At 42.0% G+C, this 19,195-nt stretch carries 17 protein-coding genes and 1 tRNA gene; 6 read left to right on the top strand and 12 right to left on the bottom strand.

The window, feature by feature from the left end; translation table 11 throughout:
* Window positions 1–10: 10 nt before the first annotated feature.
* A complete protein-coding gene (locus tag EXT43_RS09435) occupies window positions 11–1,351 on the bottom strand; it encodes a sigma-54 dependent transcriptional regulator (RefSeq protein ID WP_063529440.1) in 1,341 nt (446 codons plus the stop codon).
* Between the two features lie 214 nt (window positions 1,352–1,565).
* On the opposite strand from EXT43_RS09435, the gene EXT43_RS09430 reads away from it, so the two are divergent.
* Window positions 1,566–2,078, top strand: coding sequence for an NUDIX domain-containing protein (locus EXT43_RS09430; RefSeq protein WP_063528926.1), 513 nt, complete (start codon window positions 1,566–1,568; stop codon window positions 2,076–2,078).
* Window positions 2,079–2,159: 81 nt separating this feature from the next.
* Window positions 2,160–2,693 carry a cytochrome b gene (locus EXT43_RS09425; protein WP_130166832.1) on the top strand — a complete coding sequence of 178 codons (534 nt, stop codon included), beginning with the start codon at window positions 2,160–2,162 and terminating at the stop codon, window positions 2,691–2,693.
* Between the two features lie 7 nt (window positions 2,694–2,700).
* Here the strand turns inward: EXT43_RS09425 and EXT43_RS09420 are convergent, their stop codons facing one another.
* Genes EXT43_RS09420 through EXT43_RS09410 form a run of 3 tightly spaced genes read right to left on the bottom strand, consistent with a single transcriptional unit; the run spans window position 2,701 to window position 4,845 of the window.
* Window positions 2,701–3,195 carry a YgjV family protein gene (locus EXT43_RS09420; protein WP_063528924.1) on the bottom strand — a complete coding sequence of 165 codons (495 nt, stop codon included), beginning with the start codon at window positions 3,193–3,195 and terminating at the stop codon, window positions 2,701–2,703.
* Between the two features lie 49 nt (window positions 3,196–3,244).
* Window positions 3,245–3,811, bottom strand: coding sequence for a Crp/Fnr family transcriptional regulator (locus tag EXT43_RS09415; protein ID WP_063528923.1), 567 nt, complete (start codon window positions 3,809–3,811; stop codon window positions 3,245–3,247).
* A complete protein-coding gene (locus EXT43_RS09410) occupies window positions 3,808–4,845 on the bottom strand; it encodes a nitronate monooxygenase (protein WP_130166831.1) in 1,038 nt (345 codons plus the stop codon). Before EXT43_RS09410 ends, EXT43_RS09415 begins: the two co-directional genes overlap by 4 nt.
* A 166-nt stretch (window positions 4,846–5,011) precedes the next feature.
* Between EXT43_RS09410 and EXT43_RS09405 the strand changes: the two genes are divergently transcribed.
* Window positions 5,012–6,388, top strand: a complete 1,377-nt coding sequence (locus tag EXT43_RS09405; protein ID WP_062566109.1) for an NAD-dependent succinate-semialdehyde dehydrogenase — start codon at window positions 5,012–5,014, stop codon at window positions 6,386–6,388.
* Between the two features lie 62 nt (window positions 6,389–6,450).
* On the opposite strand, the gene EXT43_RS09400 is transcribed toward EXT43_RS09405, so the two are convergent.
* The 3 genes from EXT43_RS09400 to EXT43_RS09390 form a co-directional block, all read right to left on the bottom strand.
* The gene (locus tag EXT43_RS09400; protein ID WP_130166830.1) at window positions 6,451–7,524 is read right to left on the bottom strand and encodes an endonuclease/exonuclease/phosphatase family protein; all 1,074 of its coding nucleotides are present in this window, start codon (window positions 7,522–7,524) and stop codon (window positions 6,451–6,453) included.
* Window positions 7,525–7,541: 17 nt separating this feature from the next.
* Complete coding sequence (locus tag EXT43_RS09395) at window positions 7,542–7,862, bottom strand: hypothetical protein (RefSeq protein WP_130166829.1); 321 nt, start codon at window positions 7,860–7,862, stop codon at window positions 7,542–7,544.
* A 98-nt stretch (window positions 7,863–7,960) separates the two neighbouring features.
* The gene (locus EXT43_RS09390; RefSeq protein WP_130166828.1) at window positions 7,961–8,395 is read right to left on the bottom strand and encodes a hypothetical protein; all 435 of its coding nucleotides are present in this window, start codon (window positions 8,393–8,395) and stop codon (window positions 7,961–7,963) included.
* A gap of 251 nt (window positions 8,396–8,646) precedes the next feature.
* Here EXT43_RS09390 and rhlP point away from each other — a divergent pair, with 251 nt between their 5' ends.
* From rhlP to EXT43_RS09375, 3 genes are all read left to right on the top strand, one after another.
* Entirely contained in the window at window positions 8,647–9,459 is an 813-nt protein-coding gene (rhlP, locus tag EXT43_RS09385) for a rhombotarget lipoprotein (RefSeq protein WP_130166827.1), read from the top strand.
* 88 nt (window positions 9,460–9,547) lie between these two features.
* The gene (locus EXT43_RS09380; protein WP_130166826.1) at window positions 9,548–11,605 is read left to right on the top strand and encodes a TonB-dependent receptor; all 2,058 of its coding nucleotides are present in this window, start codon (window positions 9,548–9,550) and stop codon (window positions 11,603–11,605) included.
* Window positions 11,606–11,701: 96 nt separating this feature from the next.
* A complete protein-coding gene (locus tag EXT43_RS09375; RefSeq protein ID WP_130166825.1) occupies window positions 11,702–12,886 on the top strand; it encodes an MFS transporter in 1,185 nt (394 codons plus the stop codon).
* A gap of 14 nt (window positions 12,887–12,900) precedes the next feature.
* On the opposite strand, the gene EXT43_RS09370 is transcribed toward EXT43_RS09375, so the two are convergent.
* The 5 genes from EXT43_RS09370 to EXT43_RS09350 form a co-directional block, all read right to left on the bottom strand.
* Complete coding sequence (locus tag EXT43_RS09370; protein ID WP_130166824.1) at window positions 12,901–13,311, bottom strand: GFA family protein; 411 nt, start codon at window positions 13,309–13,311, stop codon at window positions 12,901–12,903.
* Window position 13,312: 1 nt separating this feature from the next.
* Window positions 13,313–14,326, bottom strand: coding sequence for a fatty acid desaturase (locus tag EXT43_RS09365; RefSeq protein ID WP_130166823.1), 1,014 nt, complete (start codon window positions 14,324–14,326; stop codon window positions 13,313–13,315).
* A 46-nt stretch (window positions 14,327–14,372) separates the two neighbouring features.
* The gene (locus tag EXT43_RS09360) at window positions 14,373–16,544 is read right to left on the bottom strand and encodes a GGDEF domain-containing phosphodiesterase (protein WP_130166822.1); all 2,172 of its coding nucleotides are present in this window, start codon (window positions 16,542–16,544) and stop codon (window positions 14,373–14,375) included.
* Window positions 16,545–17,192: 648 nt separating this feature from the next.
* Window positions 17,193–17,277, bottom strand: a tRNA-Leu gene (locus EXT43_RS09355).
* A 176-nt stretch (window positions 17,278–17,453) separates the two neighbouring features.
* The gene (locus EXT43_RS09350) at window positions 17,454–19,106 is read right to left on the bottom strand and encodes an acyl-CoA dehydrogenase family protein (protein WP_130166821.1); all 1,653 of its coding nucleotides are present in this window, start codon (window positions 19,104–19,106) and stop codon (window positions 17,454–17,456) included.
* Window positions 19,107–19,195 lie beyond the last annotated feature (89 nt).

Here is a 19,195-nt window from a genome sequence, read left to right as displayed (position 1 = left end):
AGCTATCCTTTTATTTGTATTCGCCAATGCCTCCATAAGCATTTAAACGGTTATAAAGTGTTTTAGTACTGATCCCCAGCATTTGTGCTGCAATCGTCTTATTACCTTGTACTTTATCTAAAGTAGCGTGGATCAATTCTTTTTCAACTTCTTCAATGGTTTGCCCTGCAACGACTTGGTTTGCTTGGCTCTCTTTATTCACTTTAGAAAATGGTGACTCTAATGATTCAGGTAAGGTAATAGTAGTGCCTTTAGGGTCACTCATAATAAAAGCACGGTGAATAGCGTGGCGAAGCTCACGCACGTTACCTGGCCAATCATGAGCTTCTAGCTCTTTGATTTGCGCCGCTTGCCATTTAAAGTCGGTGCCGTTTTCTTCATTAAGCTGCTCTAAAAAGGCATTGGCAAGCAGTGGAATATCTTCTTTTCGCTCACGAAGCGGTGGAATATCAATGGGGAATACCGCTAAACGAAAGTAAATATCTTCACGTATAACATTGTTTTGCGCAAGGTCGGTCAAGGTGCGGTTTGTTGCAGAAATAACACGGCAATTCACTGCTTGCTCTTTGGTACCACCCACTCGAGTTACTTTTTTGCTTTCAAGCACGCGCAGTAAATTTGGCTGCATATCAATTGGCATTTCAGTTACTTCATCTAAAAATAAAGTACCACCAGCAGCTTGCTCAAACACCCCCTCTTTACGCGCAATCGCGCCTGTAAATGCGCCCTTTTCATGGCCAAAAAGCTCGCTACCAATCAGCTCTTTTGAAAATGCACCACAGTTAGTTGCCACTAGAGGACCATCACACTCAGTGGCGTTGTGAATTGCTTGCGCCACCACTTCTTTACCTGCACCACTTTCACCCATCAACATCACATTAGCAGAGGTTGCAGCGACGCGTTCAATCATAGTGTAAAGCTTTTGCATCACCTCAGATTCACCTATTAGAGTGCCGAAGTGGCGTTTAATCGCTGGCGTTGCTTTTTTCTTAGGGGCTGCTTTTTTAGGGTTAAGTACACGCTCAATGTCTTCACGTTGAAGTGGCTTAACTAGGTGGCCGACATTTGGCTCACACATTTCAGCCAACTTACCTTTTACTGAAGGGTGACCTGAAATTAACGTAACACGCGGCGATTGACCGATAGCTTTTAAGTGCTCAAGTAAATGAAGTCCGCTGCCATCTGGCAACATAAAATCTAAAAAAACATGGTCAAACGTATTGTTTTCAAACCATTGCTCAGCTTCAGCAAGGTTCGCTGCGGTATTTATATTGTGCCCTAGGAACTCAACTATATGACAAACTACATCGCTAAATTCACTGTCATCATCAACTAAAAGTACGTTCAACATATTCATTTCCTAAGCTTTTTCTACCATTCTACGCAAAGTTTTTTCGAAAATAAAACTAAACGTTAGATACCTAAATAGTTCTTAATTCCAGTTATATTACCTTATTAGTTTCGATTTAGGGTAAGTATAATGAATTAAATTCGGAAAAAAGGTTATTATGGCGAGTTCAATATTAAGCCAAGCTGTACTTGCATTAATTTAAAGTTGTAATTCTATGAAGTTATTAAGAAAAGTAATTCACCCAAGTTTAAGTAATGACTATGGAACGGTGTTCATTCGTAACACTGCCCGCGCCATTGTTTTAAAAGGTGAACAAATACTACTTTTATACACCGCCCGTTATGATGACTACAGCCTACCTGGTGGTGGCGTTGATGAAGGCGAAAGCATTAAGCAAGGGCTTCTACGAGAGTTACATGAAGAAACAGGCGCACTACAAATTAAAATAAAGCAGCCATTAGGATTATACGAAGAAGTTAGGCCTTGGTATAAAGACGACTTTGATTGTGTTCATATCAAATCTTATTGCTACTACTGTGAAATTAGCGATGAATTTACAGACCCAAAAATGGAGCATTACGAAGTGCAAAATGGCATGCACCCTAAGTGGGTGAATATTTTTGATGCCATCGCGCATAACGAAACCACTATGACAATGAGTGATAAACAGGGACTATCGATTCAGCGCGAGACCTTTTTATTAAAGCTCATTGCTGACACTCTTTAAGTTATTTTACATTACTTTACGCAACCATCAGATATTGTGGCAGTCTAAACTTATAGTTAAAGACAATCATAAGAGAAAACCATGAGTAAGGTAGCCCCCCTTTCAAAGCCAACCATCCTTTTACATTGGACCGTTGCCATTTTGTTTATCGGCGTATTCGCGATGGGCATTTATGTTGCTGATTTTGCCGAGCCACCCGCTAAATTTACTTATATGGGTTGGCATAAATCAATGGGCTTAGTGGTACTGGTTTTTGCAATCGCAAGGTTTATTTGGCGTATAAAAGAAGGCGCATTACCCGCGACATCTGCAATGCCTAAATGGCAAACAGCGATTGCTCACCTCACTCATGGCTTATTATTACTTGCAACTCTAGCCATGCCGTTATCTGGTTTTATCATGAGCTATGCAGGTGGTCGTGCAATTAGCTTCTTTGAGTTTGAGCTATTGAGCGCACCAGAGAAAACACCTTGGCTTGCTGATGCAGGCAGCTTTGTGCATCACAGTTCAGTGCTTATTATCGTGGTGATTTTAGCCTTACACATTGCCGCAGCACTTAAACACCAGTTTGTTGACAAAGATGGCATGCTGAGCCGCATGTTAGGTAAGTCTTAAATCAAATTTAAGCGGGCTTAGGGTGAGCATAAAAGCGCCATAAGCCCACTAAATTACTTATTAAAAATACCGTTTCCATTACCACTGCTAGTGGTGAAAAAACTAAAGTGTTATGGGCTATCCAACCAATCGTGCCAACAATCATCTGTATGCGTAAGGTAAAATCTTTGCCTTGGAATGAAGCATAAGTTTGCAGTAACGTTGCCGACAGCGCGATAAAGCTAACCCAGCTTTGCCAAGTAAATAGTACTGCGCTAATACTCAAAAGCATAAAAGCTATCATCACCCAGCTTTTGCGGGCAAAAATACAATAGCCATAACGTAGTGCTGCAATCAGCATTAAACATGCAGCGCTGAAGTTATCGAGCAGCATAAAGTGCACAGATGTCAGTAAAACCGAGCTAAACAAACAAGCTAAAATTGCCTGCCTTTGTTTAAACTGAAATGAAGCCAAATCGAGTAATGTGGCAATGGCAACTAAGCACTGAGATAAAATAAACATAACGACTCCTGAAAAATCAGCAGTGTAATGTTCACTGTTTTGCTGCGCCTTAACTTAAGTTAAGACGCCGTCTAATTCTCGATAAAGAAATCGCAGAGATCCCTAAATACATAGCAACCTCGTTTAAACTCAGTTGTTCAAGCCAATGCGGCTTTTGTTCCAGTAAATATCGGTAACGCTGCTCAGGGGTATTGAGTAATAAAAACGCTTCTTTTGCTTCTTTAAACAATAATTGCTGACTAATTAACTGATGTTTAATTGCTTGCCAGTCGGCACTATCAAGTAAAGCTAAAGGAACCTTAATAAGCTCAGCATCACGTATTACTTTAAGCTGATAAAGCGCTGGGGTTTTAGTTAACCAGTTACCATAAAGCAGTGCAAATTCATCTTGAAAGTAAAACTCTTTACACTTTTGCGCACCTTGCGATGATGCATGTAATGCCCCAAGCACCCCAGATATAATTAAGTAACCTGCATCTTGTTCGTCACCTTGCTGCAATAAAACATCACCTTTAGCGTAACGCTTTATAGCGCATTGCCCTGCAAGTTTGTTACGAAACTCACAGGCTAGCTGATGGTAACTATCACCAAGCGGAAGTAACTGGGTATCTGTCAAGATTGCCAACCTTGCATTAATAATCTAGTTATTTGCTGGGCGTTAATCCCCTCTCGAACCACAAAGCGCTCACCACACCAAAGCGGTGAAAAACCACTGTCGCCTTTAGCCTCTGCTTTTGCACGTAATGCGGTCATTGCAATCGACGCATACGGAAAAGGCGGCGCCTGCTCTGGCATCGCCCCTAATTCTTGCATCACTCTGTTGCGTATTCCTCGGGCCGGTCGGCCAGAGAATAAGGTTGTCAATTCTGTTGAGTCTGGCTTAGCCGTTTTTAATACTTCACGATGTAAAGCACTTGTTGTCGCTTCTTCACAAAGTAAGTAAGCGCTCCCCACCTGCACTGCTACTACACCTAATGCTTGGTACTGGGCTACATCTTCTGCTGTACAAATTCCACCAGCAGCAATAACGGGAATATCAAGCTTTACACACTCTCGCACCAATTGAACAGTGGTTGGTTGCAGCGATAAATCCATTGATAAAAAATGGCCGCGGTGGCCGCCTGCTTCAATCCCTTGTGCAATAACCGCATCGGCACCATTTGCTTGTAACCAGCGCGCTTCATCTAATGTCGTGGCTGATGAAAGAACCGCTCCGCCCCACGCTTTAATCTGAGAAACAATCTCTTTACTGGGCAGGCCAAAGTGAAAGCTAACAATGGCAGGCTTATAAGGCGCGATAATATCGATCACTTGCTGATTAATTGGCTGGCGTGAAGCGTTACGGGTAAATTGTGAGGCATCGACAGCAAACTCATCGAAATAAGGCTCAAGTACATTATGCCATGCAGTTTGCTGAGCCATTGTATAGTCAGGTGTTTGATGACAAAAGAAATTAAGGTTGTAAGGCTTATCAGTATGCTGGCTAATGTAATCAAGCTCTGAGACAAGCTGCTCAGCCGAGAGCATAGCGCAAGGTAACGAGCCAAGCCCCCCAACTTCACAAACAGCCACTGTCAGTTTGGCGTTTTGCACACCCGCCATCGGCGCTTGAATAATCGCAAGTTCGGTATTTAACACAGAATTTGTCATTACGTATTCCTTGTAAGTTTTGCAGCCTGTTGCAGTTTTTACAGAAAAAGAGTGCCCAGCTAAGATTAAATTAAAATAAAAGGCAATTAAATCAAATAGCTAGAACAGCGAAAAATTAGGTATTAGCCTTGCAAACCTTTTCCTACAATTTTGTAAGGAGATAATGATGACTGATACTGTTACTACAATCAATCCAGCCAATGAGCAAACCTTAAATACGTATAATTTATTGTCGCTGCAACAAGCACAAAGTGAAGTTGACCAATGTCATCAAGCTTTTTTAAAGTGGCGCACCACATCCCATGAGCAGCGCGCTAAATTACTCAATCAACTTGCACAAGTAATTGAATCAAACCAGCAAGAGTTGGCCCAGTTGATGACCGATGAAATGGGAAAGTTATATCAACAAGGCCTACAAGAAGTTGAGCTTTGCGCTGCAATTTGTCGCTATACCGCAGAGCAAGGGCCACAAGTGCTTGCTGATGAAAGCCGTGATATGCAAGACGGCCGTGCAATTATTAGCTACCAACCAATCGGTGTCGTTTTAGGTATCCAACCTTGGAACTTCCCGCTTTATCAAGTCATTCGCTATGCTTGTGCGAATATCATGGCGGGTAATACCACGGTGCTAAAACATGCAGGCAATGTATTTGGCATGGCTGAAAAAATTGAGCAATTATTTACTCAAGCTGGCTTTGATGACTATTGCTTTAAAAACCTACTGATTGACGGCAAAACCGCAAGCAAACTTATTGAGCACTCAGCTATTCGAGGTGTGACATTTACTGGTAGCGACGAAACAGGAAAGAAAGTTGCTGAGCTTGCAGGTAAACAGGTTAAGAAAACCGTACTTGAGCTTGGCAGTAACGATGCCTATGTTGTACTCGATGATGCTGACTTAAATACCGCGATTACCGCATGTACACAAGGGCGTTTGATCAATAACGGGCAAACCTGTGTTGCCGCAAAACGCTTTATTGTTGTTGATGCTTTATACGATGATTTTAAAGCCTTAATTAAAGAACAATTTGAACAAGTTGTTCTTGGTGATCCGAATGATGAAAAAACCACGCTCGGTCCAATGGCCCGTAAAGATCTGCGCGATAAACTTCATCAGCAAGTGACTGATTCAGTAAATGCGGGTGCGAGCATTGTTACCGGCGGTAACGTTGCTGAGCACACAGGCTTTTATTACACCCCGACTCTGCTTGAAAACATTAAACCGGGCATGCCCGCCTATGATGATGAATTATTTGGCCCTGTAGCATCGCTTATCAGAGCAAAAGATAATGATGAGGCAATGCAAATTGCTAATGACTCTCGCTATGGTCTTGGTGGCGGTATTTTCTCAAAAGACGAACAAGCAGCCATTGAGCTTGCAAAGCACCATTTTGATACCGGCATGGTGAATATTAATGGCTATGGTCTTGCTCAGCCGAACTTACCATTTGGTGGTGTAAAAGACAGTGGCTATGGCCGTGAACACGGCGGCTTTGGGCTACGTGAATTTGTTAATATCAAAACCATTATGATCAACGACTAACCACAAAAAAGGGCTCATTAGAGCCCTTTCTTATATCTAATTGTCCACCCTGAATAAGGTTATCACTTTTCAAACATGGGCACTTGCTGCTTAGACGCTGCTGGCATTTTTAACTCATCCACTGCTTTTTCTTTATCAATCTGCTCTTGTTGTTTTTGATTGTCAGAATCGGGGTTATAAACAAGTTCAGTAAGTAGTGCAAAATGATCTGAGCCATATTTTGCCAAACGCTCAATACTCTTAACGCTAAACTCATTACTATGAAAAAGGTGGTCAAGCGGCCAGCGCATAAAGAAATAACTGGCATGAAACGTATTAAAAAAGCCGCGACCTTTGCGTGGATCTAACAAACCACTAATACGCATGAACAAGCGGGTACTCCGCGACCATGCAACATCATTTAGATCACCGGCAACAATACAAGGTCGCTGTCTGTTTTTAAGTGCTTTCGCTAAGATTATCAACTCAGTATCACGGGGTCGTGAACTGTCTTCTTCCGTAGGACTCGGAGGAGCAGGATGAATAAAGTGCCCTTGTACTTCTATGCCATCTGCATCTTCAAACAAAATATGAATTGAGGGGATATCGCTTTCTATAAGCTCACAAACTTTCTGTTGTTTGATTTTAAACTTGCTGTACAAGTGCATGCCATAACGATTATCTTTTGGGCAGTACACTCGATATGGGTACTCTTGTTCTAAACTGCTCAGTTCATTTTGCCAAGTTTGATCAGACTCTAACGTAATGAGCAAATCAGGTTGGTGCGTTTTAACTAAGCCAATGAGTTTGTCATATTCGGTGTTCGACATTAGTACATTTGCCGACATAATACGAATACTGTGCTTATCGGACTTATTACTTGAGGCAACTTCTTTGTTAGCGATCCTTGTGTAAGGGTAAATCCAGCCAACTTGCAATAACAGCACTAGGATACTAGCTAGAGCACAACCAATATAAAGCATTGATCCCGTACGACTGATTAAATAGCTTGAAGCAATTAAGCTCCCACAAGCAAGGTAAACCACTTGCAAGCGTACAAAGTCACAACTGCGAATTAAATAATGTTGGGAATATGAAAATGGCAAGATTGAGACCACTAGCAGCATGGCCAATAGTGAACTCAATCCATAAGTCATGATCGATTCAAGCAAAATTAGCGACTCAAAATAGAAATAATTTCTCGGGTATCTTCCACTAAACGCACGACAGTATCGTCGACTTGAATTGAAATTAGACCATCTCTGTCTCGTGATTTAATCACTTTACCGCGGCGGTAAATATCACGGTCAAGAATATCGCCTTTGCGTAATTTCTTCTGCCAACCAGGTGGTAAATCACCACCATTATCAAGTTTCTTTTCAAGGCCAGGTGGTAGACTTTTACCTTTGTCCTTATCCTTGTCTTTATCTTTTGCAAGTGCGCCAGTCGTCACTAGGCTTAAACCAATCACTGCAACTGTTAACAATGCTTTCATGCGAGTGCTCCTTTTATTAGTCCCAATTAAGCGTAGCAAGTTTTTCTGAACTGAGTATGAAACAGCTAAAAAAAGCCGCTAAGCGGCTTTTGACAGGATTAACGATGGCGAGTAACAATTGATAAAATCTCTCGCGTATCGTGTACTAGATGAATAAGACGGTCGTCGATTTCGATGGCAATAATACCATTTCGGTCGCGACGTTTAATCACTCGCCCATGACGATATATATCACGGTCAAGAATATCACCATGATGATAACGCTTATACCAACCTGGTGGTAAGCCACCACCATGCCCTACTTTTTTGTATAAACCAGGTGGTAAATCACGGTAGCTGTAACGGTCGTATCTATCATAACGATCATGTCTGTCATGATGGTGATGTTTGTGGTGTTTTTTATGCTTTTTATGCTTTTTACGTTCGTGCTTATGTTCGTATCTATCATGGTCACGATCATGTTTCGCGTTTGCTTCCATAGGCATCAAACTCAAACCTAAAACGGCAACTGAGATAGTAATTAATTTATTCATAATAGAGACCCTCAACGTTTGCTCTTGATAAAAAGCCTAACGTTTTAGCCTGAATCATAGATGAAGGGTTACAATTTAAAAACGTAATTGTTTACATATCAAAATATTAGAAAGCCAATCTTTACATTTCTTTAAACTTATTTGGCACTATTTACGAAAAATCGAGTCTGAGTTACAGTTCCGTTTGAGGTGTTTGTCGTTATATTTGCAACATAAACAAACGCTTCCTCACTACATAATAAGGATAATTTATGAATGTACTAAAATGGTGTTTGGTCATTAGCATTACTGCACTAACGGGTTGTAGTGCCATGATGAGCCAATATGGCAATCAAAAAACGCAATCAAGTTCATTGGTTGAGTACCTTTACCCAGACCAGCAAGGCAGAGCAGCCCATCAAGCAACGATCCCAACTTTGAACTTACCTGCCACTGTAGGGATTGCCTTTATTCCTAACAAGTACAATGATGGCTTACACCATGGTGACGAAGTGGCACTGCTAAACAAAGTTAAAAAGCAGTTTTTGCAATATGACTACATTGACCGCATTGAAGTGATCCCAAGCACTTATTTAAAAGGCGGCGAAGGATTTACCGCATTAGAGCAAGTATCACGATTATATGATGTGGATATTATGGCGCTTGTTTCGTACGACCAAGTATCGCAAAGCTTAGAAAATAACGCCGCTTTTTTATATCTAACGATTGTTGGTTTATATGTGATTCCGGGCAATGAAAACTCAGTACAAACCTTTGTAGATACCGCCGTATTTGATGTAAAAAGCCGAAAAATGCTGTTTCGCGCTCCAGGTATACATAAAGCAGAGCAACGCAGCACAGCGATTGGCATCGATGAAGTCGCTAAAGAGCAGTCGCTGGCAAGCTTTAATGGTGCCGTTGATGACATGATCACGAATCTCGATGCGGAATTGGCGCAATTTAAAACCCGCGTTAAAGAAGAAAAAGTAGCTAATGTCACGCACAGAAATGGTACTGGCGGCAGTAGCTTATTTTGGTTAGTTGCAGTACTGACAGGTTTTGCCGTACATCGCCGTAGCGCATAACAGACAAAGTTATTAATCGCGAAAGCTTTTACCCATCCTAAAAAGCAGTTACCCTTTGGTTTTTGTTGTACCTAACCAAAGGGTTTTCATGAAGTTGTCGATACTTTCAGTGCTTGTGAGCACCTCATTATTTAACCATCAAGCTTTCGCTAATAATGAGCTAGAACATATTACAACAACCGCCTCGCGCAACGAAGTGTTGGCAGATCCATTGCCAGTTGTGATCAGCAGTATTTCACAAAAGCAACTAGCCCTAATCGCTCCAACCCATATTGAACAAGCCCTTAAGCAAGTGGCCGGTGCTAACCTTCAACACGGTAATGGCCAGGAGTATTTACCCGCTTTACGTTCACCTGTACTTTCTGGCGCAGGTGCCTGCGGTGGCTTACTTACCGCTGAAGATGGTATTCCACTTCGCGCAGCTGGTTTTTGCAACATCAATGAATTATTCGAAGCCCACACAGAAATGGCTGAACGTATCGAAGTACTGAAAGGCCCGGGCTCTGCCCTTTATGGTTCAAATGCAGTGCATGGTGTAGTCAACGTGATCACGCCAGATACAACCTATGACCACAACCAACTTGGTTTTGATTACGGCTCGTTTGGCTACACTCGCTACAAACTTGGTACGGGGCGTGACTTTGGCCAGCAAGGTTTAGGCATTAATGCCACGATCACCCGAGATACAGGTTATCGTGATGACGAAAGTGTTGATCAAGAAAAGCTATCACTGCGTCACCGTTTTGATGGCGAAAAATTAAGTGTAAGTACAGGCCTGACTTACACCCATTTAGATCAGCAAACAGCTGGCTACATCGAGGGCTTTGAAAGCTATAAGGATGAGCAAATAGCTCAGTCTAATTTTGATCCTGATGCATTTCGTAAAGCCCGCTCTTTACGTGTTTGGTCAAAGCTAAACTGGACACAAGATGAGGCTAACAGCTTTACCCTAACGCCTTATATCCGCGATCAAAACATGACCTTCTTTAAGCACTTTTTACCGGGTACTCCCCTTGAAGAAAATGCTCAGCAAGGTGTTGGCCTACAATCAAGCTGGCAGCATAAGCTAACAGGTTCTAGCCTGTTAACTGTTGGCTTTGATGGTGAGCTTACAGATGCTGACTTTTTACAATATCAAGACAGCCCAACTGAAGGCTCAGCGTTTTTAGCTGCCACCGTGCCTCAAGGTAAACACTACGACTATCAAGTAACTAGCACCCTATTAGCACCATTTGTTAATCTTGATTGGCAACTTGATGAGTTACTTATCAGCCTTGGTGGCCGATACGAGCGTATGCGATATGACTACAACAACCATATGTTGGCTGGTCGCACAAAAGAAGATGGTACTCCATGCGCAATGGGCGGATGTCGCTATTCTCGACCAGAAAGCGGCGAAAATCGCTTTACTAACTTTTCGCCTAAGCTTGGTTTAAGCTATCAATATGCTGAAAACCAGTTTATTTATGCCAATGCTTCAGAAGGTTATCGAGCACCGCAAGCGGCAGAGCTTTATCAGTTACAACGCGAACAAAATGTCGCAGATCTGAAATCTGAAACAGCTAAAAACCTAGAGCTTGGTATAAAAGGTCAACAAGCACAGCTGCATTATGTAGTTAGCATTTATGCAATGAACAAAAAGAACACGATTTTCCGTGACAGTGATTTTTATTACGTCAATGATGGCCAAACCCAGCATCGTGGTGTTGAGCTTGAATTAGCCTATGCCATTACGCCAAGCTTATCGATGCAGTTAGCCGCAAGCCACGCCAAGCATACATACAGTTATGACCAGTTACTCAGCGGGATAAATATCAATGGCAATCTCATTGATACTGCACCGCGTAACATCGCTAACTTACAGCTACTTTGGCAAGCAAACGATATGACGCGTGTTGGCCTTGAGCTACATACCACCAGCAGCTACTTTACTGATCCTGAAAACCAGCATAGCTACGAAGGTCACTCATTAGTAAACTTAAGAGCGGCGTGGCAACTATCAGCTAATTTTACTGTGACTGCACGAATAAATAATTTAACCGACGAACGTTATGCAGAGCGCGCTGACTACACCACATTTAGTGGCGACCGCTACTTTCCGGGTAGACCGCGCAACGCCATGTTATCAGCAAGTTATCAGTTTTAAGTAACCGCATTATTTGGTGAGCTATCTCATAGTTCACCCACGCTGTTTAGTGTTTTGGTATGATAAATGTACCTATTGCTATAGTTCCTAAACAGCGTGTCATCTTCTCAAAATCTAATTCGTAACCTTCTTTTAGTGCTGGGCATTTTTCTTATTGCAGCCAGTTTGCGAGCCCCTATCACTGGCATTGCACCAGTACTTGAACAGATCATTGATCAATTTAAGTTAAATGCATCACAAGCAGGCATGTTGACGACTTTACCTTTAATTGCATTTGCTATTGCTTCACCCATGGCAGCAAGCCTTGCTAAAAAATGTGGCCTTGAAGTATCACTGTTTATTGCCCTTGTATTAATAGGCATAGGGGTTGTCTCTCGTGTTATTGATTCTGCCACCGTATTATTTATTGGCACTGCAGTGATTGGTGTCGGTATCGCGATTGGTAATGTGTTATTGCCAAGCTTGATAAAACGTGACTTTCCACACAAAGTAGCAGTAATGACGTCTAGTTATGTTTTAGCGATGGGTATATTTGGAGGCTGCTATTCAGCACTCATCATTCCACTAGCTGAGTATAAAGATCTTGGTTGGCAATTGGCGCTTGCCAGTTATGCCTTATTGATTGTGCTGGCAATTGTGGTGTGGTTGCCACAACTTAAGCAACATACCATGCCAAAACAGGCATCCGTTTCAAACAGTACACAAAGCAAAATTTGGCACTCTACACTTGCTTGGCAAATCACCTTATTACTCGGCTTTAACTCATTTTTCACTTATATCATGCTAGGTTGGCTACCCAGCATTTTAATAGAAGGCGGCCATAGTGCGCAGCATGCGGGTGCTTTGCAAGGCGCCTTTCAAGTTGCCTCAGCGCTACCAGGTATTGTGCTTATTCCACTACTTGCCAAATTAAAAGATCAACGCATCTTAACCCTAAGCTTAGCGTTACTTGGCACGCTTTGTTCTGTTGGGTTATTAGTTGCGCCTAGTTTTGCTATGCTTTGGTCAGTCACCTTAGGGTTTTGCTCAGGTGCCTGCTTTATCTTGGGCTTATCATTTGTAAGCCTGCGCACTCATGACTCAATGCAAGCTGCGGCGTTATCGGGTATGGCACAATGTATCGGGTATTTATTGGCTGCAACAGGCCCTATTATTGCGGGCGCCTTACATAGTTATTTTAATAACTGGGCGGGAGCACTTTGGCTGTGTATTGCATCAAGCCTATTGTGTGCTTTATTTGGTTACTTAAGTGGCCGAAATATCACTATCGGCCAACAATAAATATGAAACCGCAGCTATTTAGGTGCGGTTTCAAAGGCACTCATATTACTTAGGTTATCTAGCCAAGGTTTATGTGAGCGATACCAAATATGCGCTTTAGGGATAAGCTCATCAGCTTGCTCTACGGCGCCAATACGTAAGCCATAAATACGCTCGCCAGCTCCTACAGAAGTCGCGTACAAGGCTGTACCACAGTTACCACAAAACCCTTGCGCACGCTGATTACCACTTTCGGCAATTTTTATATATTCTTTTGGCTCAGCACCTGTAAAAGTAACCCCATCTGGCACAGACACCACAACGGTACGAAAAGGCGCACCCGAGATAATTTGGCAGTCAGTGCAGTGACAGTTAATCACTTTATTTTCATCAACTTCTGCGTGGTAAGTGACCTCACCACAATGACAACGACCGGTAACCTTCATATTAAACTCCTTGTTGAGATGGCTGCTCTTTTACAGGGTAATGATTAGCCTGTTTTAAGCTTTGTAAATCATTAAAACGTACCCCATGCTGGGCCATAATAGGACGTATTTTTTTGCTTATCAATTGCCTAATGTAAAAGGGCTGGTTCGGCACAAAATGATGGATTGTATGGGTGCGGCCAAAATCAAAACAAAATAACTGAAACGGTAAAAACCAACGGCTGGTGATCACATGCGTTTGCTCAAGCAAATTATTTACACCGCCATAATAATGCATTGAAGATGTCACTAAGTTAAGAGACGTTGAGCGAATGATATTAGGCACAATAAGTACCACCATTAAAAACTCAGCTCCCGCCAGTAACTCAGCTCCCCACGGCGGCAATGTAAACGGCTGCACAAACTGCACAGCATAATAAGCAATTACCCCATAAAGAATCGCAAAATACGCGGTTGCAAACGGAAAGCCTGCATTAAACACCCGTAAAAACTTAAAGCCGCTAATTTCTTTACTAAATCGCTTGGTATTGATTAATAAACCTAGCAGACCATCAGTAATGACCAAGGCTCTTAAAAATGGCGATTTAATGCCATTGCCCACTAAACGCTCTTCTAAATCTTGTGAGGTGCCGGATACTTTATGGTGATGCAAATGGATTTTTCTGCGATACCAAGGATTAACCGTATTGGGCCGCATAAGCCACACGGTTAACATCATAAAGTTATGTATAAAAGGGTGATTACTAAAATACTGCTTATGGATAAGGTCATGCTCAAGCTCATGCGATACCGAGGTAATAAAGGCAGCCAGAATGATGCAAAGCCACGAGGGAATAATCGCTAAGTAATAAAGTGTCGCAACACCGATTAGTGAAAACAACGACGCCAGCAGAATAATCATCGCGATGGCGTTTTGCTGGTTAAGAATAGGGTAATGCGATCTAAGCGATTGCTCTTCGGCCTTAATGGCTGTAACAATCGCCTTTATGTTTTGCTTTGCGGTTAATTCTGACATCACAAGCTTTGCTAACTGTTTGATGTCAAAATCATACAGTAATTACCTATTGCTCTCGAGAAAATTGCGTTAAAAATGGAATTACATCATTTGCTGGCAATGGTTTAGAAAAGTAATAGCCTTGTATATAGTCACAACCGGCTTCGGTTAGCACAGCCAATTGCTCGCGCTCTTCAACTCCTTCTGCAACGACTTTAATACCTAATACACGACTCATTTGAATAATCGATTTAACCAGCGCTTCGTCGCCTAAATCAACATGCACTTCATCAATAAATGACTTATCTAGTTTTAGTACATCAACTGGGAAGCGGCGCAAATAACTAAGAGACGAATAACCCGTACCAAAATCATCTAATGAAATTAAACACCCAGCTTGCTTCAACTGCTTTAACACATCGAGATGGTTCGTATTTTCTGGCGCTAAAACACTCTCAGTTAATTCAAATGAAATTTGTGATGGTTTAACCCCTTGCCCTTTAATAATCTCAAGCCATGCATTACGTTCAGGGTTAAACTCAGTAAATTCAAATAAAGAACGGTTCACATTAAAAACAAAGTTTTCATAACCTTGTGCTTCTAAAGCCTTTATTTGCTGGCAGGTTTTAATCAATACAAGTTCACCGAGGGGAATAATCACCCGCGACTCTTCTGCTAACGGAATAAACTCAGCAGGTGATACCCATTGCCCTTGGTTGTTCCATCGCACTAAACTTTCGAATTTAGCGACCGTATTATTTTCAATATCAATAATAGGTTGAAAATACACTTCTATGTCGTTGCTCTTTACGGCTTGTGTAAGCTGCTCAACCAGTAAGTTGTGCTTTTTAACCTTGTTATCCATCTCTTTGCAGAAAAACAGATATTCATCGCCTGTTTGTTTTGCATTCAAGGTAGCAAGCTCAGCTTGGCGAACTAAACGACGAGCAATTTTTTCGATTTTTTCTTGTGAGCTAGCAGCGCTAGTTTGCTCAAATCGACTAATACCAAGCGTAACTGACACCTGCTGACTAATGCCGCCAATAGAAATGGGCTCAACAAGTAACGCGGTAATTTGTTTACAAACATGCTCAAGTTCACTGACATGCTGATAAGTTTGTAAAATTGCGAAACTATCACCATCGATACGCGAAAAAGCAGACTCTTTAAAGCTAGCGTCGAGGCGCTCTGAAAGCTCGCATAAAACCTTATCGCCAAAGGTTAAACCGTAAACGGTGTTGATATCTTGAAACTTATCAACATCAAAGTAGATAACGGCTAAGTTAGTATTCTCATCATCTTGATAAGACAAAGATGATAGCAACTGGCATAAGTACTCTTTGAAGTAAAAGCGATTGGTCAAACCGGTGAGTTGATCGTGGTTTGCATGAAAATAAATTTTCTGCTCAGCTTCTTTTTTCTCGGTGATATCCAAAATAAACGCCACATAGCAATCTTCACCATTATTTTGCATTTTGGTTATCGATAAAAACTGCGTGTACAACTTACCTTGTTTGGTTTTATTAGTGATCTCACCAGACCACTTACCCTCAGTATTAATTTGGTGCCACATTGCTTTATAAAAATGCGGGTCATACTTGTTTGAGCTTAAAATTTTTGGATTTTGCCCTAAGACTTCATCCAATGAATAACCCGTCATTTTAGTAAATGCCGTATTCGCATAGGTAATATGCACATTGTGGTCGCAAATAAAAATTGCTTCGTGGCTTTGCTCAATCAATTGGTTTGCAAAATCAAGTTTAGCTATAAAGCGATCTTTTTCGATTTCACGCTGGATAAGACCAGTAAATAACGAGAAAAAAGACTCAATTTGCATCGCATCATTAATTTCATGCTGAAATAGCGCGACAAGAATGGTATCGGTTTTACCCGATATACTTTGTAAAGGCACACCCACATAAGCTTCGATACCCATATCAACAAGTAGCTGATCATTAGGGAATAGCTGCTGAACACCCGAGCTGAAACTAGAGATACTGCCACAGCTCACATTGTTACAAGGCGTACAGCGGATATCGTAGCTGATGTTTTCAACAATTTCGTCATGCGCACACAAAGCTATAGTCGTTGCATACAAAGTTGACTCATCGACTTGAGCTAAAAAAACATGAGAAGCACCAAGCACTTCTGATAAAGACAGGCATATTGCATTATAAAAGTTCTCACTTTTAAGATTTGAAATACTTTCAACAATACGCTTTAAGTCGTATGTACCCACGCTATGCTACCCTACCGATATTGTGCACTAAGTGATTGACTTCACTTATAGTTCAGACCGCAAATTGTATTATAAGATGTATTCAAACACCATCGTACTCTAGTCTTAAATGATTAATTTTCAACCAAATAAGCACACATTTTTCGTGGTTATTTGTAGACTAAGCATAGTTTGAACTTGACCGCTTATAAATAGAACAAAAGTTGCTTTAATAGAGACTGAATTGGTACTTAGATTTGAGTTATAGGTGTTAGGCTCTGGGTGCTAGGTTCTAGGCTCTGGGTGCTAGGCGCTAGGCGCTAGGCGCTAGGCAAAATGTACCCGTAGGAATGGCTTTAGCCATGAATTATGTTTTTCAGCATTGCTGGTTTGGTTTTCTTGGTTCGGCAGTAAACTACCTCCTACAATGCTTTTACGTAAGGGTTGTTTTCAAAACCCAACAACCGCACCGCTCGGCTAAAAACTGACAGCTGATGGCTGAAAGCTTTTCAGGCATAAAAAAAACCTAACCAATTGGCTAGGGTTAAAAAGTGGTACCAGTAGGCGGACTTTTACTTATTTCAGTGCCACGCCCCGCGTGGCGCTCAAGTCCGCAAACTACTTTTCAGGCATAAAAAAAACCCAGCAAAACTGCTGGGGTTATAAAAGTGGTACCAGTAGGCGGACTTGAACCGCCACGCCCGAAGGCAACGGATTTTGAATCCGTCATGTCTACCAATTCCATCATACTGGCTTCATTTTTCTTTCACCTTCTAAACACGAGAAGATAAAGAAAAACCACTTTAGAGCAAAAGCTTTTTTAACTGCTTTTGTCTCTATGCCAAGCATTATACAAAGAATGGGTAAGGCAGCAAGCGTTTTGTGCGGCGTCACTGATCAACCGCACAATAATTAAACAAGTTGTTAACTTTAGAGTTTTGGCATCATTCGCGAAACAATCGCCTGACAATCGATATCATGACTCAGGCAGCCGTACTGACTAAACCCTGCACCACTTAAACGACTTTTTACAAACGCTTCGGCAATAAGTGGCTCACCAAATTGTAATAGCGTTGCTGCTTGCCAAAGTAACGCGAGCTTTTCAATTATACGCCGAGCATGCATTTCAAGGTTTGCGGTATCTGTGAGCACCTCTTTAAGTTCATCGAGCTTTATCGCAAAATCAGGGTGCAAACTGCGCGCTTTTTCAAGTTCATTGATAAGCACCTCAAGTGATTCAGGTTCACGGCTAAACACGCGTAGAAGGTCGAGGCATTGCACATTACCAGAGCCTTCCCAGATAGAGTTTACCGGCGCTTCTTTATACAGTCGGCTGGTAATGTTGTCTTGTACATAACCCACACCACCAATACATTCCATAGCCTCATAAGTATGCTGCACTGCACGCTTACAGATCCAATATTTACCGATTGCTGTGGCGCTACGTATTAATGCCACTTCATTGCTATCATCTTGGTTATCAAGGGCGTTGGCAATACGCATTGAAATGCCTAGTGCAGCCTCTGCTTCGATAGCTAAATCTGCCAATACATTGAGCATGAGTGGCTGTTGATGTAAGTTTTTACCAAACACACTGCGCCCAGCTGTATGCCAAATTGCTTCTTTTACTGCTTGTAACATCAGCGAGCTTGAACCCAACATGCAGTCATAACGAGTTAGAGCAACCATTTGAATAATAGTGGCAATGCCTCGCCCCGGCTCGCCGAGTAACCAGCCATGCGCGCCTCTAAATTCAATTTCAGAACTCGCATTTGATTGATTACCTAATTTACTTTTTAAGCGCTGAATATACATGGCATTTTTCTCGCCAGTTTCGAGCCAGCGCGGCACTAAAAAACAAGATAACTGCTTGTCATCGGTATTAGCGAGTACCAAAAAGGCGTCGCTCATAGGCGCTGAGCAAAACCATTTATGGCCGGTTAAAGCATATAATTGCCCTGCACCACTTTCATTGATGGCGTCTGCTTTGGTGGTGTTCGCCCGAACATCAGAGCCGCCTTGTTTTTCGGTCATCGCCATACCTATGGTGACACCTTTTTTCTCTGTCCAAGGCTTATTGTCAGAATCGTAATGATTTGCCAGTATTTTAGGTAGCCACATAGCCGCTACATTTTCTTGACTCGCAATGGCAGGCACACTAGCAAACGTCATGGTTAATGGGCAACCAGAGCCCGGATCAGCATGATTGTGTAGCACCGCCATTACCGCTCTTACAGCATGGCTACCGGCTTTCTTTTGCTGCCAAGGCAAAGCGCTGTGCCCTTGCTCTATAGCATGCTGCATTAGCTGATGGTAACTTGGATGATAATCAACTTGGTCTATGCGTTCGCCAAAGCGGCTGTGAGTTGTTAATTCGGGTAAGTGTTTGTTTGCTAAGAACCCAGCTTGCAGTAATACACCTCCCACTTGTTCCCCAAACGCCGTTAAATGCGCAGTTCCCCATTGCCCAGAAAAACGATTTTGCCAGTATTGAAGTACCCTGTCGGCCTCATAGGCGTTGTAGTTTTCAAGTGGTTTGGGTTGATTAAATACTTGGTGAGTTTCGCTTTGAGAAACGGCCATAACTGTGTGCTCATTTTTATTATTTTCTCAACTATAGCAGGTCAGACCTGTTTATCGACTTGCTAAACGGCCGTTAAGTATTTCTTGTT

The sequence above is a fragment of the Pseudoalteromonas sp. CO109Y genome, from assembly GCF_004208935.1.
GTDB lineage: Bacteria > Pseudomonadota > Gammaproteobacteria > Enterobacterales > Alteromonadaceae > Pseudoalteromonas > Pseudoalteromonas shioyasakiensis.
Note: the sequence above shows the minus strand (reverse complement) of the source record. Positions and strands in the feature narration are given on the sequence as shown.

What these genes read in the sequence shown, in the direction of transcription:
- EXT43_RS09435 (WP_063529440.1), bottom strand. Translation starts at nt 1,351, where the DNA reads ATGTTGAACGTACTTTTAGTTGATGATGACAGTGAATTTAGCGATGTA.
- EXT43_RS09430 (WP_063528926.1), top strand. Translation starts at nt 1,566, where the DNA reads ATGAAGTTATTAAGAAAAGTAATTCACCCAAGTTTAAGTAATGACTAT.
- EXT43_RS09425 (WP_130166832.1), top strand. Translation starts at nt 2,160, where the DNA reads ATGAGTAAGGTAGCCCCCCTTTCAAAGCCAACCATCCTTTTACATTGG.
- EXT43_RS09420 (WP_063528924.1), bottom strand. Translation starts at nt 3,195, where the DNA reads ATGTTTATTTTATCTCAGTGCTTAGTTGCCATTGCCACATTACTCGAT.
- EXT43_RS09410 (WP_130166831.1), bottom strand. Translation starts at nt 4,845, where the DNA reads ATGACAAATTCTGTGTTAAATACCGAACTTGCGATTATTCAAGCGCCG.
- EXT43_RS09405 (WP_062566109.1), top strand. Translation starts at nt 5,012, where the DNA reads ATGACTGATACTGTTACTACAATCAATCCAGCCAATGAGCAAACCTTA.
- EXT43_RS09400 (WP_130166830.1), bottom strand. Translation starts at nt 7,524, where the DNA reads ATGACTTATGGATTGAGTTCACTATTGGCCATGCTGCTAGTGGTCTCA.
- EXT43_RS09395 (WP_130166829.1), bottom strand. Translation starts at nt 7,862, where the DNA reads ATGAAAGCATTGTTAACAGTTGCAGTGATTGGTTTAAGCCTAGTGACG.
- EXT43_RS09390 (WP_130166828.1), bottom strand. Translation starts at nt 8,395, where the DNA reads ATGAATAAATTAATTACTATCTCAGTTGCCGTTTTAGGTTTGAGTTTG.
- rhlP (WP_130166827.1), top strand. Translation starts at nt 8,647, where the DNA reads ATGAATGTACTAAAATGGTGTTTGGTCATTAGCATTACTGCACTAACG.
- EXT43_RS09380 (WP_130166826.1), top strand. Translation starts at nt 9,548, where the DNA reads ATGAAGTTGTCGATACTTTCAGTGCTTGTGAGCACCTCATTATTTAAC.
- EXT43_RS09370 (WP_130166824.1), bottom strand. Translation starts at nt 13,311, where the DNA reads ATGAAGGTTACCGGTCGTTGTCATTGTGGTGAGGTCACTTACCACGCA.
- EXT43_RS09365 (WP_130166823.1), bottom strand. Translation starts at nt 14,326, where the DNA reads ATGTCAGAATTAACCGCAAAGCAAAACATAAAGGCGATTGTTACAGCC.
- EXT43_RS09350 (WP_130166821.1), bottom strand. Translation starts at nt 19,106, where the DNA reads ATGGCCGTTTCTCAAAGCGAAACTCACCAAGTATTTAATCAACCCAAA.